The 14,938-nt window shown below is 52.6% G+C and carries 13 protein-coding genes and 2 tRNA genes; 7 read left to right on the plus strand and 8 right to left on the minus strand.

Annotated features, from left to right (window positions below):
* The first annotated feature begins 259 nt into the window (after positions 1-259).
* The gene (gene gltX / locus ACZAHD_RS16920) at positions 260-1,678 is read left to right on the plus strand and encodes a glutamate--tRNA ligase (RefSeq protein WP_462457803.1); all 1,419 of its coding nucleotides are present in this window, start codon (positions 260-262) and stop codon (positions 1,676-1,678) included.
* A gap of 55 nt (positions 1,679-1,733) precedes the next feature.
* On the opposite strand, the gene ACZAHD_RS16925 is transcribed toward gltX, so the two are convergent.
* Positions 1,734-2,129 (minus strand): YfeC-like transcriptional regulator, encoded by a 396-nt coding sequence (locus tag ACZAHD_RS16925; protein ID WP_462457804.1) that lies wholly within the window; start codon positions 2,127-2,129, stop codon positions 1,734-1,736.
* A gap of 4 nt (positions 2,130-2,133) precedes the next feature.
* Positions 2,134-2,487, minus strand: a complete 354-nt coding sequence (locus tag ACZAHD_RS16930; protein ID WP_462457805.1) for a YfeC-like transcriptional regulator — start codon at positions 2,485-2,487, stop codon at positions 2,134-2,136.
* Positions 2,488-2,706: 219 nt separating this feature from the next.
* Here ACZAHD_RS16930 and ACZAHD_RS16935 point away from each other — a divergent pair.
* The 3 genes from ACZAHD_RS16935 (at position 2,707) to ACZAHD_RS16945 (ending at position 5,286) form a co-directional block, all read left to right on the plus strand.
* Positions 2,707-2,782, plus strand: a tRNA-Ala gene (locus tag ACZAHD_RS16935).
* Between the two features lie 40 nt (positions 2,783-2,822).
* Positions 2,823-2,898, plus strand: a tRNA-Ala gene (locus ACZAHD_RS16940).
* Between the two features lie 207 nt (positions 2,899-3,105).
* Positions 3,106-5,286 carry a sensor domain-containing phosphodiesterase gene (locus ACZAHD_RS16945; RefSeq protein ID WP_462457806.1) on the plus strand — a complete coding sequence of 727 codons (2,181 nt, stop codon included), beginning with the start codon at positions 3,106-3,108 and terminating at the stop codon, positions 5,284-5,286.
* A 41-nt stretch (positions 5,287-5,327) separates the two neighbouring features.
* Here the strand turns inward: ACZAHD_RS16945 and ACZAHD_RS16950 are convergent, their stop codons facing one another.
* Entirely contained in the window at positions 5,328-6,530 is a 1,203-nt protein-coding gene (locus tag ACZAHD_RS16950; RefSeq protein WP_462457807.1) for a NupC/NupG family nucleoside CNT transporter, read from the minus strand.
* A gap of 346 nt (positions 6,531-6,876) precedes the next feature.
* On the opposite strand from ACZAHD_RS16950, the gene ACZAHD_RS16955 reads away from it, so the two are divergent.
* Entirely contained in the window at positions 6,877-8,115 is a 1,239-nt protein-coding gene (locus ACZAHD_RS16955) for an Nramp family divalent metal transporter (RefSeq protein WP_462457808.1), read from the plus strand.
* A 49-nt stretch (positions 8,116-8,164) separates the two neighbouring features.
* Here ACZAHD_RS16955 and ACZAHD_RS16960 read toward each other — a convergent pair whose 3' ends face one another.
* Positions 8,165-8,515, minus strand: coding sequence for a DUF2502 domain-containing protein (locus tag ACZAHD_RS16960; protein WP_462457809.1), 351 nt, complete (start codon positions 8,513-8,515; stop codon positions 8,165-8,167).
* A 153-nt stretch (positions 8,516-8,668) separates the two neighbouring features.
* Complete coding sequence (gene mgrA, locus ACZAHD_RS16965) at positions 8,669-9,661, minus strand: L-glyceraldehyde 3-phosphate reductase (protein ID WP_462457810.1); 993 nt, start codon at positions 9,659-9,661, stop codon at positions 8,669-8,671.
* Between the two features lie 177 nt (positions 9,662-9,838).
* Here mgrA and ACZAHD_RS16970 point away from each other — a divergent pair, with 177 nt between their 5' ends.
* Positions 9,839-11,500, plus strand: a complete 1,662-nt coding sequence (locus ACZAHD_RS16970) for an alpha-keto acid decarboxylase family protein (RefSeq protein WP_462457811.1) — start codon at positions 9,839-9,841, stop codon at positions 11,498-11,500.
* On the opposite strand, the gene ACZAHD_RS16975 is transcribed toward ACZAHD_RS16970, so the two are convergent.
* A complete protein-coding gene (locus ACZAHD_RS16975; protein ID WP_462457812.1) occupies positions 11,497-12,732 on the minus strand; it encodes an ion channel protein in 1,236 nt (411 codons plus the stop codon). The genes ACZAHD_RS16970 and ACZAHD_RS16975 overlap by 4 nt on opposite strands.
* Before the next feature lie 265 nt (positions 12,733-12,997).
* Between ACZAHD_RS16975 and glk the strand changes: the two genes are divergently transcribed.
* The gene (gene glk / locus ACZAHD_RS16980) at positions 12,998-13,963 is read left to right on the plus strand and encodes a glucokinase (protein WP_462457813.1); all 966 of its coding nucleotides are present in this window, start codon (positions 12,998-13,000) and stop codon (positions 13,961-13,963) included.
* 64 nt (positions 13,964-14,027) lie between these two features.
* Here glk and ACZAHD_RS16985 read toward each other — a convergent pair whose 3' ends face one another.
* Positions 14,028-14,771: a LytR/AlgR family response regulator transcription factor gene (locus tag ACZAHD_RS16985; protein WP_462457814.1), complete on the minus strand. Its 744-nt coding sequence runs from the start codon at positions 14,769-14,771 to the stop codon at positions 14,028-14,030.
* 11 nt (positions 14,772-14,782) lie between these two features.
* The coding region (locus ACZAHD_RS16990) for an ATP-binding protein (protein ID WP_462457815.1) at positions 14,783-14,938 on the minus strand (156 nt) is incomplete at its 5' end.

A 14,938-nucleotide genomic window follows, 5' to 3' on the forward strand; every position in this document is an offset into this window, starting at 1 on the left:
CCGCTGTGTGGAGTCGCATTATAGGGAGAGTTGAAAATGAGTCAACGCCTTTTCTAAATAATTTGTTTGTTCGTCGTAAAATTAGCCAAAACGATCGCAAAAGAATCCGTGGAGCATGATTTATAAACAAAAATAGCAAACCGTGACGTTCAGACCTGAACAACATTGAGGAATCAGCCCACGGTGTTAGAATATTCAGCCATAAATATCCACGGGCTCTGCCGGTTGTCGGCATCTTTATTAAACGTAAGGCCATTTCATGAAAATCAAAACTCGCTTCGCGCCCAGCCCGACAGGCTATCTGCACGTTGGCGGTGCGCGTACTGCTCTCTATTCCTGGCTTTTTGCTCGTCATAACGACGGTGAGTTTGTTCTGCGTATTGAAGACACCGATCTTGAACGCTCAACGCCGGAAGCAATTGAAGCCATCATGGATGGGATGAACTGGCTGAATCTGGAATGGGATGAAGGTCCGTACTTCCAGACCAAACGTTTTGACCGCTATAACGCCGTCATTGATGAAATGCTGGAGGCCGGTACCGCTTATAAATGCTATTGCTCCAAAGAACGTCTGGACGCGCTGCGTGAAGAGCAGATGGCAAAGGGTGAAAAGCCGCGTTATGACGGGCGTTGCCGCCATGGCCATGAACATCATGCTGATAATGAACCTTGCGTCGTGCGTTTTGCTAACCCGCAAGACGGATCTGTCATTTTTGACGACCAGATCCGTGGGCCAATCGAATTCAGCAACCAGGAACTTGACGATCTGATCATCCGTCGTACAGATGGTTCTCCGACCTACAACTTCTGCGTGGTTGTGGATGACTGGGATATGGCGATCACGCACGTGATCCGCGGTGAAGATCATATCAATAACACCCCGCGTCAGATCAACATCCTGAAAGCGCTGAACGCGCCGGTCCCGGTATATGCCCACGTTTCCATGATTAATGGCGATGATGGCAAGAAACTCTCCAAACGCCACGGCGCCGTGAGTGTCATGCAGTATCGCGATGACGGCTACCTGCCGGAAGCGCTACTGAATTACCTGGTACGTCTGGGCTGGGCCAGTGGCGATCAGGAGATCTTCAGCCGTGAAGAGATGATCAAGCTGTTCTCCCTGGGCGCGGTGAGCAAATCGGCCAGTGCGTTCAACACGGATAAACTGCTGTGGCTGAATCATCACTATATTAATTCGATGGCGCCGGAGTACGTAGCGACCTATCTGCAGTGGCATATTGAGCAGGAAAATATCGATACCCGCAACGGTCCGCAACTGGCTGAGCTGGTCACTCTGCTGGGTGAACGTTGTAAAACGCTGAAAGAGATGGCGTCAAGCTGCCGTTATTTCTACGAAGAGTTTGCCGAGTTTGATGCTGACGCCGCGAAGAAACACCTGCGTCCGGTTGCTCGTCAGCCGCTGGAAGTCGTGCGTGACAAACTGTCTGCCATCACCGACTGGACAGCAGAAAATGTTCACCACGCTATTCAGACGACCGCGGATGAGCTGGAAGTCGGGATGGGCAAAGTCGGGATGCCGCTGCGCGTCGCTGTGACCGGAGCTGGTCAGTCACCGGCGCTTGACGTTACGGTCCACGCTATCGGTAAATCCCGCAGTGTAGAACGTATCAATAAAGCGCTGACTTTTATTGCAGAACGCGAAAGCCAGCAATCCTGATTCAGGTTTGCTCGTCGACGCTTAACGAAGCGGCAGGTTATATCCTGCCGTTTTTTTACTTATTCTGGCTGGTAATACCGAGACGCGACAAGAATCCACTGATTCCTTCACGGGCGAGAAGATCCCGCAGGTGCTGCTGTTCTTCAATCGTCATAAGATGCAGTGTTTCGGCAATTTGCCGCCAGATAACGCCAGCATCGTTAACAAAATAGTGGCTGGACGGTTCTGCCAGCTGATGTTCCGTCAGCAGATAGCGAAGTGCCGGAATATTGGCCAGAAAATCGAGGACCGACTTATCAATAATGATGAGACGAGCGCGGCCACCCTTTACGCCGGGAATGCTCTCCGTGCGCCATTGTTGTTCTCTGACCCAGCGGTTAATCGTTTGTCTGGCCAGTCCAAGGCAATCTGCCAGCTCTGCCGGCGTCATTTTATCTTTTAGTTTCATCATGATATTACTGGTCACGAATATCCAGCCGCTGGAGTAACCCGCGAATGCCTTCGCGCAGTAGCAGCGACATTAACTGTTTCTGTTCCACCGGAGTCATCTCTTTACTGAGTGTCAGCAGTAAGGGTTCAAGGTCGTTTTCTGCCGGGGAGTAAGAAGGGAAGGGTTCCGCCACGCGCTGTGCGTTGCGAATAAATTCTTTAACCTGGTCATTCACGTGGACGAGACGCGCCTTACCGCCCTGCACGCCAGGACGAGGCGATGTTTGCCATCCCTCTTTACGAACCCATTTATTGATTGTCTGCCGGCTGAACCCGGTATGATGCGCAATTTCTTCAGGTGTCATTCGTTCCTTGAGCATACTATTTCCTGAGTAAACATGTGGGAATTAGTTGCTCATGTTATAGCATCCTTTTACGTGAAAGAGTGACATGTTTAACGTCTACCTGCGATAAGGCTCGCATTGTCAGCGAGTTGCCTGCTTTTTCAGCGATCAAATTGTGAGGATTCATTTTGCCGTTGACACCTGACGAAGGAATTCATATTATGCCGCCCGTCAACACGACATGTTTTACGGTTCGGGGCTATAGCTCAGCTGGGAGAGCGCTTGCATGGCATGCAAGAGGTCAGCGGTTCGATCCCGCTTAGCTCCACCAAACTCTGTTCCCATCAGGTTTGGTTCGTAAAGCACTTTGTGGGGCTATAGCTCAGCTGGGAGAGCGCTTGCATGGCATGCAAGAGGTCAGCGGTTCGATCCCGCTTAGCTCCACCAAATTCATAACCCTCGCTACGGCGAGGGTTTTTTTTTGCCATCACAAATGTAAAGCACCTTCTGGTTAAGTCAGAAAACTTACTAACATTAGATTCTATGTAATTTAAGATTCTTCCTCAGGTTATTTCCTTGCCTGTGGTTATTATCCCATTTAATATTTATTTAATATAAAAGTATTGTCTGGCGCCGGAGTTTTCATTAACAATAATGATTGATAACTTTAACATTAATATCAGAAAAACGTTACTCGCGTTGATTGTGTGTTTAATTTCTATCCCATTAGCCAGGTTTATTTCACCTCTGACTATCGTCGATGGGAATCAGATTTTTCTTGCCTGGTTGCCATTAAGTATGATGTATGCGGTTATTTTTATTTTTGGCCGCTACGCAATCGCTCCATTAATTATTTCCTTTGCGATTACTAATCATCTCATCCTTCCCCTTACGGTATTACAGTCGGTGCTGCTGCTATTTTGCCAGCTATTTTCAGTGCTGGTGTCCTGCGCGATTGTCAGAATGCTGATCGGCAGAACCTGGCGCAGTGGGCTGAGCGCAAAGCATATGGGGACGCGGATTTTCTGGGGTGGTTTTTTTGCACCGGTGTTAATGAAACTGACCATGTATCTGGTCGGTGTGTTTTTCGCATTCCCGCTGGCTATCTCTTTCCATTTCAAAGGGATGTCTGCCATATATACCATTATTGATATACAAAGCCTGATCAGCGCTGCATTAATATTTACCACCTTCTTTTATTACCCAATGCGGATGCTTATCAGTCCGCGTTACGCAAAATTATTCTGGCGACGCCATTGCCAGCCATGGTTTACCCGCGAGCGTCGGGTATTTACCCTGTACTGGTTTATGGCTCTGGGGGCTATATTGCTGGTGCTTTGCGCTCCCTATCATTATGATTATATTGCAGGTTATTTAGTACCACTTATCTTCATTGTGTATTCTATCGGTATTAGCCGGCTGGGCCATGTATTAATTCATATTTCCTGGTCTGTTTCGGCGTTTTTACTCGTGGCCTATAATCAAAATTTTCTCCAGGGGGTCCAGACTGAATTTGCCCTGTCATTTGTTCTTTCCGTACTGATCTCATTCACCATCTGTTTGTTTTATATGGTAGATATTTACGGCCAGAACGAGAGAATTAAACTCAGATGGCGGGATCAGGCTCGGGAAGACCCGTTAACCGGACTACCGAACCTGCGCGCGCTGGAATGCTATCTGCGCCAGGATGTTGACTTCGTCATCAGCAGCTTACGGATCGCTAACCTCGACTTCCTCAGCCGTCATTACGGCATGATGATGCGGGTGCATTGTAAACAGCAAATCGCCAGCAAATTACGGCCGCTACTGGGGGAAAGAGATGAGCTCTTCCAACTGCCGGGGAGCGAGTTATTACTGGTTTTAGGCGGGCCAGATCCTTCTGCACGATTGGGTCATATGGTGGCGATGCTGAATCACAAGAAATTTAGCTGGCACAATCAAACGCTGGATCTGGAATTTGGTGCGGCATGGGCAAGACATCGCGGTCGCGAAGAAGAGCTTCACCCAATGCTGGGCCAATTGAGCTGGCTGTCAGAGCAGGCGGGGAATGGTCGGCAGGTGTTGGCACTGGATGCTGCGCAAGGACAGGTTTCTGACCAGACCAGCGAGCAGGTTCGGATGTTGACCCAGGTGAAGCGGGCGCTGAATGAACGCGATCTTGTGCTGTATGCCCAGCCTATCCAGAATTCGGCGGGCGAGGGGTACCATGAAATTCTGACGCGGATGCGCTGTGGCAAATCGACGATGACGCCCGACGAGTTTATTCCGCTGATTGTTCAGTTCAACCTGAGCCAGCGTTTTGACATGCTGGTGCTGGAAATGCTCTTCAGCATGTTGCATCAGTACCCGGGGCAGCATTTTTCCGTTAATTTGCTGCCTTACACATTAATGCAAAATGATAGCGCCGCGCAGATTATCGCCTTGTTTAAACGCTATCAGCTGTCGCCGGAGACCATCTCCATTGAGATTACCGAAGAACAGGCGTTCAGCGATGCGGGAGAGAGTATGCATAACATTCAGCAACTGCGGGATTTTGGCTGCGCTATCGCCATTGATGATTTTGGTACGGGCTATGCCAACTATGAACGTCTGAAGCGTCTACAGGCGGATATTGTCAAGATTGACGGCTGTTTTGTCCGCGATCTCGAGAGCGACCCGCTGGATGCGATTATGATTAAATCCATTATTGAAGTGGCGAAAGTTAAAAACCTGACGGTGGTGGCGGAATACGTCGAGACGGAAGAGCAAAAAGAGAAACTGCTGGCGTTAGGTGTCGACTATTTGCAGGGATATTTAATCGGCAAGCCGCGGCCGCTCAGTGAACTGCGGACGTAAAAAAACCGGGGCAAGCCCGGCTTTTTCATCATCTTGTCAGTTTACAGCACCAGCGCGGCGATAGACGCCGAGAGTACGCTCACCAGCGTCGAACCGTAAACCAGCTTCAGTCCAAAGCGGGAAACCACGTTACCTTGTTCTTCGTTGAGGCCTTTGATCGCCCCGGCAATAATCCCGATAGAGGAGAAGTTGGCGAAGGAGACCAGGAAGACAGAGATAATGCCTTCAGCGCGCGGAGAGAGCGTGCTGGCAATTTTCTGCAGATCCATCATCGCCACAAATTCGTTCGAAACCAGTTTGGTGGCCATAATACTGCCCACCTGCAGTGCTTCACCTGCCGGTACGCCCATCACCCAGGCAACCGGATAGAAGATGTAGCCAAGGATCCCCTGGAAGGAGATGCTGTAGCCAAACCAGCCGGTAACGGTCGCGAACAGGGCGTTCAGTGCGGAGATCAAGGCGATGAAACCGATCAGCATTGCGGCAACGATAATGGCAACTTTAAAGCCCGCCAGAATGTATTCCCCCAGCATTTCAAAAAAGCTCTGACCTTCATGCAGATGGGACATCTGCAGGTTTTCTTCGCTGTCTTCAACGCGGTACGGGTTAATCAGCGACAGGACAATAAAGGTACTGAACATGTTGAGCACCAACGCAGCCACGACATATTTAGGCTGCAGCATCGTCATGTACGCACCGACGATAGACATGGAAACGGTCGACATCGCGGTCGCAGCCATGGTGTACATCCGGTTGCGCGACATTTTGCCCAGAATATCTTTATAGGCAATAAAGTTTTCTGACTGGCCCAGAATCAGGGAACTGACGGCGTTGAATGACTCCAGTTTACCCATGCCGTTAATTTTGGACAGCACGGTACCAATGGCGCGAATGACGACCGGCAGGATACGAATATGCTGCAAAATACCGATCAGCGCAGAGATGAAGACGATAGGGCACAGCACCTTCAGGAAGAAGAATGCCAGGCCTTTGTCATTCATATTACCGAAAACGAAGTTTGTCCCTTCATTGGCAAAGCCGAGAAGTTTTTCGAACATCTCGGAGAAGCCTTTCACAAAACCCAGACCAATATCAGAGTTCAGGAAGAACCATGCCAGCAAAACTTCAATGACAAGTAATTGAATAACATAACGAATGCGAATTTGGTTACGGTTATGGCTGACCAGAAGGGCCAGTATAGCCACCACTACGATCGCGAGGATAAAATGCAAGACGCGGTCCATATTTGCTCCAAATATGAGGCAGGTTAAATTTCTGTGCACATTCTATGTAACAAGACCAAAGAAAACGAGATCAAATCCACACTATTGCAATGAACTGTGACCAATCACCAAATTAGTGATCAAGCATACATTTTTGTTATGTAGCGTAAAGGTTTTAAAAGTTGCTTAGATTGTACTAATCTGTGATCTGGCGAGATGCGAATTCATCAATGCCACTTTTTTCGTTGTTAGCCGCTATCGTTCCCTCCTATCAAAGCAATAGTGATCATCTTTCTAAATGAACTTGATAATCATTCGCATTTTGATAGCATGAAACATAGCAAAGGCTATATTTCAGAGGCAGAAAATGACTAGCAGTCGCGTTGAGAATAGCAGCGGTCGCGCAGCGCGCAAGATGAAGCTCGCATTGATGGGGCCTGCGTTCATTGCTGCCATTGGATATATCGATCCCGGCAACTTCGCCACCAATATTCAGGCGGGCGCCAGCTTTGGCTATCAACTGCTGTGGGTGGTGGTATGGGCAAACCTGATGGCGATGCTGATTCAGGTGCTGTCGGCAAAGCTCGGTATTGCGACGGGTAAGAACCTGGCGGAACAGATTCGCGATCGCTATCCGCGTCCGGTGGTGTGGTTTTACTGGGTGCAGGCGGAAATTATCGCCATGGCTACCGACCTCGCCGAATTTATTGGAGCGGCCATTGGCTTTAAGCTGATTCTTGGCGTGTCGTTACTACAGGGAGCGGTATTAACCGGGATTGCCACTTTCTTGATCCTGATGCTGCAGCGTCGCGGGCAAAAGCCGCTGGAAAAAGCGATCGGTGGTTTACTGTTGTTTGTGGCCGTCGCCTACATTGCGGAACTGATTTTCTCCCAACCTGCGCTGGCGCCGTTGGCGAAAGGGATGATCATCCCGAGTTTGCCGAACAGTGAAGCCGTGTTCCTTGCCGCCGGTGTGCTCGGAGCGACGATCATGCCGCACGTTATCTATTTACACTCGTCGTTAACGCAGAATCTGCACGGCGGTACGCGAAAAGAACGTTATCACGCCACCCGCTGGGACGTTGCGATTGCGATGACGATTGCCGGGTTTGTTAACCTGGCGATGATGGCCACCGCCGCCGCGGCATTTCACTTTAACGGCCACACCGGGATTGCCGATCTGGATCAGGCATATTTGACACTGGAACCACTGTTAAGCCACGCGGCCGCGACCATCTTTGGCCTGAGTCTGGTGGCCGCTGGTTTGTCATCGACGGTGGTGGGAACACTGGCAGGCCAGGTCGTGATGCAGGGCTTTATTCGCTTCCATATTCCGCTGTGGTTTCGTCGTGCGGTAACGATGCTGCCTTCATTTATTGTCATTCTGATGGGGTTGGACCCGACGAGAATTCTGGTGATGAGTCAGGTGCTGCTGAGTTTTGGCATCGCTCTGGCGCTGGTGCCGCTGCTGATTTTCACCAGTAATGCCCAGCTGATGGGGGACTTGGTCAATACCCCGTGGGTGAGACGTGCGGGTTGGGTGATTGTCGGCATCGTGGTATTGCTCAATGGTTGGCTATTGGTCGGCACGATCTTCGGGCTGTAATCATGTCGATCGCCATGAAAAAGGGGAACCATCTGGTTCCCCGATTTGATTAATGGTGGCCATGACCGTGGCCACGACCGCCGCCCGGTCCGCGTCCCCAGCCGCCGCGTCGGTCATCACGATCATTCCAGCCTTCACGATAGCCGCGTTCGTAGGCTTTACGTTTATCCCAGCCGCGATGCCAGCCGTTATCGTGATGGCGCCAGCGGTTATCACGCCACTCATAGTGACGACGCCAGTAATCACGGTCGCGCCAGCCGCCACCGTCCCAGTAGTTACCGTAATTATCACGATCGCCTATTTGTAATTTTACAGATGGCAGCAGGGTGATCTCTCCGGCATTTGCGACCAGTGGCGCTGAAAGCAAAAGCACCGCAGCCAGAATCAGTGACCTGAACATACTCTTCTCCTTCACGATCGGGGCCTGAGCGCCGGATGATAGTCGCGCTCATTGGGCCTGTTAACGTGATATTACGGAGCGGTATAGCCCCGCAGCATTGGATGAACTCCTAAATCGCGGATAAGAGCACTTTTTGTGAAAGTGAAATTGCGTTTACGCCGCAAGGATTGCGTCGATTGCCGCACACTCTTGTGCGCTGAAATGGCGATTGGCCAGCATACCCACGGCATCATCAAGCTGTGTAGTTTTGCTGGCGCCAATCAGCACGGAAGTCACTTTCTCTGCCCGTAAAACCCAGGCCAGCGCCATCTGAGAGAGCTTTTGCCCGCGGGCCTCGGCCAGCGCGTCCAGCCGACGAACCTTCTCGAGCTTCGCCTCGGTTAACTGCTCCGCTTGCAGGAAGCGGCTGCCGCTGGCGGCACGGGAATCTGCCGGAATACCGTTTAAATAGCGATCGGTGAGTTGACCGCCAGCCAGCGGTGAAAACGCGATGCTTCCCACGCCTTCAACCTGCAGAAAATCGAGTAGTCCATCCTCAACCCAGCGTTCGAGCATGGAATATTTGGGTTGATGGATAAGACACGGTGTCCCAAGGTCATTGAGAATACGCACCGCTTCGGCGGCCTGCTCAAGTGGATAGTTGGAAAGCCCGACATACAGCGCTTTACCCTGGCGCACGAGATGGTCCAGCGCACGCATGGTTTCCAGTAACGGAGTTTCGGGATCCGGGCGGTGATGGTAGAAGATATCAACGTACTCCAGCCCCATACGCCTCAGGCTTTGATTGAGGCTGGCGACCAGGTATTTACGCGATCCCCAGTCGCCATAGGGGCCGTCCCACATGGTGTAACCGGCTTTACTGGAGATAATCAGTTCGTCGCGATAAGGTAAAAAGTCCTCCCGCAGGATGCGGCCAAAATTGCTTTCCGCTGAGCCCGGAGGCGGCCCGTAATTGTTGGCTAAATCAAAATGGGTCATGCCAAGATCAAAGGCATGTCGCAGCAACTGACGGCTGGTTTCCACCCGCGTTTCGTCGCCAAAATTGTGCCAGAGGCCGAGTGAAATGGCCGGTAGCTTTAATCCGCTCCGGCCACAACGGCGGTATTCCATCGTCTGATATCGTGCCGCATTTGCCTGGTACACCATACTTCCTCCGCAGATAGAACAGGTTGTGTATACGTTTACACTAAAGAATGTTCAGTGGGGAGTACACCCTTCAAAGGCGTAAATTTTGCTTTCCATCCCGATTATTGACCACTGTCTGGACAGTTGAATCGCTTATTCAATACTCAGATCACCTGCAACGGGAAGAGGAGTATGGAGATGCAACCGACTTACACTGTTGGCGATTATCTGCTGGATCGTCTGGTAGATTGCGGCATAGACCGCTTGTTTGGCGTACCTGGAGATTACAATTTACAATTCCTCGACTGTGTCATCGCGCATCAGGCGTTGGGATGGGTTGGCTGTGCGAATGAGCTGAATGCCGCCTACGCCGCCGACGGCTATGCACGTATCAAAGGTGCCGGGGCGCTGCTGACGACCTACGGTGTCGGTGAGCTGAGCGCGCTCAACGGCGTGGCCGGCAGCTATGCGGAACATATTCCGGTACTGCATATCGTCGGCGCGCCTTGCTCCGGGGCCCAACAGCGCGGAGAACTTCTGCACCATACGCTGGGAGATGGCGACTTCACGCACTTTTCGCGGATGAGCGAACAGATCACCTGCACCCAGGCTACGTTGACGGCGGGGAATGCTTGCCATGAAATCGATCGGGTGCTGAGCGAGATGCTCACCCACCATCGTCCCGGTTATTTGCTGTTACCTGCCGATGTGGCGAAAGCAAAAGCGACGCCACCCGCTCGTCGTCTGGCGATTGAAGGGCCGCCTGCGGATGAGAATCAGCTGGCCGGGTTCCGTGAACATGCCGGGCAGATGCTGCGCAACAGTCGGCAGGTATCATTGCTGGCGGATTTCCTCGCTCAGCGCTATGGCCTGCAGGATACGCTACGGATGTGGGTGGCGAAAACACCCATTGCCTGTGCCACGATGCTGATGGGAAAAGGGTTGTTTGATGAGCAGCAGCCTGGTTTTGTCGGTACCTATAGCGGTATCGCCAGCGCGCCGCAAACACGCGAGGCCATTGAAAATGCCGATACGATCATCTGTGTCGGGACCCGCTTCACCGACACTATCACTGCCGGATTTACCCAACATTTACCCCTTGAACGCACGATTGAAATTCAGCCTTTTGCCGTCAGAGTCGGTGACCACTGGTTCAGCCGCATCCCGATGGATCAAGCCCTTAACGAGTTAATGATGCTGTCTGCCGGCCTGTCAGCAGAGTGGCAGTTGCCAGACTGCTCTGCGCCGGAGGTGGAAAGCATAACGAGCGGCAACCTCACACAGGGAAGCTTCTGGAGTACGGTACAAGAGCAACTGCGTCCCGGGGATATCATTCTTGCCGATCAGGGAACCGCGGCTTTCGGCGTTGCGGCGCTCAAGCTTCCCTCTGACGCCACCCTGCTGGTCCAGCCGCTGTGGGGATCGATAGGATTTACCCTACCGGCCGCCTATGGCGCACAAACCGCAGCGCCGGGCAAACGGGTGGTGTTGATAGTGGGCGACGGGGCAGCTCAGCTGACGATTCAGGAGCTGGGGTCGATGCTACGCGATAAACAAAACCCGCTGATCCTGTTGCTTAATAACGAAGGTTATACGGTTGAACGAGCGATTCACGGTCCCGAGCAGCGTTATAACGATATTGCGCTGTGGGACTGGAACCGCTTGCCGGGCGCCTTCGCCCCCAATGTCCCTTCCCGATGCTGGCGCGTGGCGCGGACGGAAGAGCTTGAAGAAGCGATGGCCGACAGTATTGGTTCCGATAAGCTGACGCTGGTGGAGGTCATGCTGCCCAAAATGGATATACCCGACTTCCTACGCGCGGTAACCCAGGCTCTGGAAGAGAGAAACAGCCGCGTTTAGTCATTTCGTCGCCTGGCTAACATCATCGGCTTCCCGGCCAACAGCAGCCAGGCCGGGAGCATCACAATACACAGCAGCGGCAGCAGCGTTGTATCCGGGACGACAACTGCCGCCATAAACAGGCTGAGCCAGCCATCGCGGGTGACCACCAGCATCATGCCCAGAATGGAACAGGAGACCGTGATGGCTGCCGGAACGGCATCGACGTGCGCATGTAGCATTAAACCGAGCGCCACGCCGACGAAAACCGCGGGGAAAATGCGTCCGCCGCGAAAACCACTGGCGGAGGCGATGACCAGCGCTGCCAGCTTCACCAGCGCAATCAGCAAAAAGTCGCCGGCCGTCAGGGTGTGGTCCACGGCGATTTGCTGTATCTCCTCAAGGCCTTTAAATAACGTAATATGTCCGCCAGCGGCGCCGAGAATCCCCAGCATCAGGCCACCGAGGCCTAACGTCAGCACCGGGTTTTTCAGGCGGTTCATCAATGCATGCAGCCGCGGCAGGCACCAGACGGCCACCATTCCGACGGCAATGGCAATAAGCGTTACGATAGCGCCGCTGAAGATATCGACGAAATGCATTTGCGGATAAACGGGGATGGGCAACGAAAAACTGGGGTGGAAGAACAGATCCGTGGTCAGGGCGCCCGCTGCTGCCGCCAGCAGAGGAGCGAACAATCGGTCCCACAGCGGCACATCGTTACTGCTATTGAGGGTTTGCGAAAAAATTAACGCGGCAGCCACCGGGGTGCCAAACAACGCGCCGATTGTGCCGGAGGCGGCAAGAATGGTCCAGTCCAGTGAACTGACGCGAGGGAACAGTTGGGAACCGATCGCGACGGCAAGAGCGATATTCATCACCATAACCGGATGCTCAGGCCCGAGGCTGACTCCGCCAGCGAGACCTAATACGAGGGCTGCGACCAGTCCCGGCAACGCAGCGGTGCTGATGGGGGCGCCAATTAACGATTCGGTGGCCGGATCCGGCCCGGCATGCCCGGGGCTAAAACGTACCACCAACCCTACGGCGATACCGGTTAGCGTGAGCACGGCGACAGTCCACAACGGCCCGCTGGCTTCCATGCCTAAACTCGACGGCACGCTGGACCAGATAACATGCTGCAATATGTCTGCAATCTTCATCGTCACAATCAATACCAGGCTGGAAGCGATACCGATAATCACGGCGGGTATCGATAACAACAGCATCGTTCTGGCGCGTGGATGCAGCATGAAACATTTCCTTTTATAAGGTCGTGAAGCACGATTTTGCCTGCGTCCCTGGGGGGCGTCGATGCAAATGGTGCTGAAACGAGAAACTGACGGCTATGCCTGACGATCCCACAGCGCGTTGAGAATCATTTTGCACAGATTACAACCCAAGTGTGATATAGGTCGCTAAACTGTGGGCACTTATATGTTGGTCGTTGTTGTTAAGGCATCATGAATTTACAGTGTGCCAAAAGAATCATTTTGACTTTAGTGGAGCCGTAACGGAATGACAAAATTTGCTTTAGTAGGAGACGTCGGTGGAACCAATGCCCGACTGGCATTATGCGATATTGCAAGCGGGGAAATTTCCCGGGCAAAAACGTATTCCGGGCTCGATTACCCCAGTCTTGAAGCCGTTGTCCGCGTCTACATTGACGAGCAGGGCGTTGAAGTTGAGGACGGTTGCATCGCGATTGCCTGTCCGATCACCGGTGACTGGGTGGCGATGACCAACCACACATGGGCTTTTTCCATCGCAGAGATGAAAAAGAATCTCGGGTTCTCACATCTGGAGATCATCAACGATTTTACGGCGGTATCGATGGCGATCCCGATGCTGAAGGCTGAGCACCTGATTCAGTTTGGCGGTACAACGCCGGTAGAGGGGAAACCTATCGCCGTCTACGGCGCAGGAACTGGCCTGGGCGTTGCGCACCTGGTGCATGTCGACAAACGCTGGGTGAGTCTGCCGGGTGAAGGGGGGCATGTTGATTTCGCGCCGAACAGCGAAGAAGAGGGGATTATCCTTGAAGAGCTGCGCGCAGAGTTGGGGCACGTCTCTGCCGAGCGTGTGCTATCCGGCCCGGGACTGGTTAATCTCTATCGGGCAATCGTGAAATCAGACGGCCGCCTGCCGGAAAATCTCCAGCCGAAAGATGTGACCGAACGCGCGCTCGCCGACACCTGTATCGATTGCCGTCGCGCGCTGTCGTTGTTCTGCGTGATTATGGGGCGCTTTGGCGGCAACCTGGCGCTGGCGCTGGCCACCTTCGGAGGCGTGTATATTGCTGGCGGCATTGTCCCGCGTTTCCTGGAGTTCTTCAAAGCTTCCGGTTTCCGCGGAGGTTTTGAAGACAAGGGGCGCTTTAAAGCCTTCGTTCAGGATATTCCGGTGTACCTGATCGTTCACGATAATCCGGGCCTGCTGGGTTCCGGGGCACATCTGCGCCAGACGCTCGGGCAGATTCTCTAATCTTGTCATCGCTAGCCCGTTCCGGCGTGGCCGCGTGCGGGCTACTCTCTTCTGCATACCCCTGCTACAGATGCATGAGCTGGCGAAATTCTTTGACCTTGCTGCGGCTGACCGGCACCTGAAACTCCAGATCGCGTAAGCGCAGAATATAGGTGTTGTTGAACCAGGGCTCAATCTCGCGAATTTTATTCAGGTTGACGCAATAGGATCGGTGGCAGCGGAAGAAGTGCGCTGGCGGCAGCTTGCCGCAAAACTCCGTAATGTTCATTGGCATCACGAAGGATTCCCGCCGGGTGTAGACGAAGGTCATTTTTTCGTGGGCTTCCGCATAGTAAATATCGTGAATACTGGTGACGATAATTCGCTCATCTTTAATGAGATTGATCGTGTCATTTTCCCGCTGCGGATTGGCAGCCGTCCCGGCGTGGCCGTCTGTCTGCTGCTGTAGCTGCCAGGCGCTGGTCAGCTTTTGCAGCATGTTAATGATTCGTGATTCCTGGTACGGCTTAAGAATATAGTCGAATGCTTCCAGTTCAAAGGCCTCCACCGCGTGCTCTTTCCAGGCGGTGATAAACACAATAAACGGTTTATGCGCGAACTGGCTGATATTCTGCGCCAGCAGAACGCCGTCCAGCGAAGGTATGTTGATGTCGAGAAAAATGGCATCAACCTTGTTGTGCTGCAGGAATTTCAACACGTCCAGCCCATCGTCGAACGTCCCGACAATCTCCATCTGGCTGTGGGTGTTAATTAACCACGTGAGCTCCTGCTGCGCCGGAAACTCGTCTTCAACTATGATGACTTTCATTTTTTCTCCGTTCATGGCAACAGAGACACCGGAGTGGCCTGGGAGACAAGTTTGTTAGGTACATAGAATGTAATCTCCGTTCCTGGATTCATACGGCGGATATGTAGCCCTTCGCCATACAGCAATTTTACCCGATGGTGAACGTTGAGCAGACCGATTTTATTCCC

It is taken from the genome of Raoultella sp. (genome assembly GCF_039594335.1).
Lineage (GTDB): Bacteria > Pseudomonadota > Gammaproteobacteria > Enterobacterales > Enterobacteriaceae > Klebsiella.

Coding starts and splice junctions, on each gene's coding strand:
- gltX (WP_462457803.1), top strand. CDS start 260: ATGAAAATCAAAACTCGCTTCGCGCCCAGCCCGACAGGCTATCTGCAC.
- ACZAHD_RS16925 (WP_462457804.1), bottom strand. CDS start 2,129: ATGATGAAACTAAAAGATAAAATGACGCCGGCAGAGCTGGCAGATTGC.
- ACZAHD_RS16930 (WP_462457805.1), bottom strand. CDS start 2,487: ATGCTCAAGGAACGAATGACACCTGAAGAAATTGCGCATCATACCGGG.
- ACZAHD_RS16945 (WP_462457806.1), top strand. CDS start 3,106: ATGATTGATAACTTTAACATTAATATCAGAAAAACGTTACTCGCGTTG.
- ACZAHD_RS16950 (WP_462457807.1), bottom strand. CDS start 6,530: ATGGACCGCGTCTTGCATTTTATCCTCGCGATCGTAGTGGTGGCTATA.
- ACZAHD_RS16955 (WP_462457808.1), top strand. CDS start 6,877: ATGACTAGCAGTCGCGTTGAGAATAGCAGCGGTCGCGCAGCGCGCAAG.
- ACZAHD_RS16960 (WP_462457809.1), bottom strand. CDS start 8,515: ATGTTCAGGTCACTGATTCTGGCTGCGGTGCTTTTGCTTTCAGCGCCA.
- mgrA (WP_462457810.1), bottom strand. CDS start 9,661: ATGGTGTACCAGGCAAATGCGGCACGATATCAGACGATGGAATACCGC.
- ACZAHD_RS16970 (WP_462457811.1), top strand. CDS start 9,839: ATGCAACCGACTTACACTGTTGGCGATTATCTGCTGGATCGTCTGGTA.
- ACZAHD_RS16975 (WP_462457812.1), bottom strand. CDS start 12,732: ATGCTGCATCCACGCGCCAGAACGATGCTGTTGTTATCGATACCCGCC.
- glk (WP_462457813.1), top strand. CDS start 12,998: ATGACAAAATTTGCTTTAGTAGGAGACGTCGGTGGAACCAATGCCCGA.
- ACZAHD_RS16985 (WP_462457814.1), bottom strand. CDS start 14,771: ATGAAAGTCATCATAGTTGAAGACGAGTTTCCGGCGCAGCAGGAGCTC.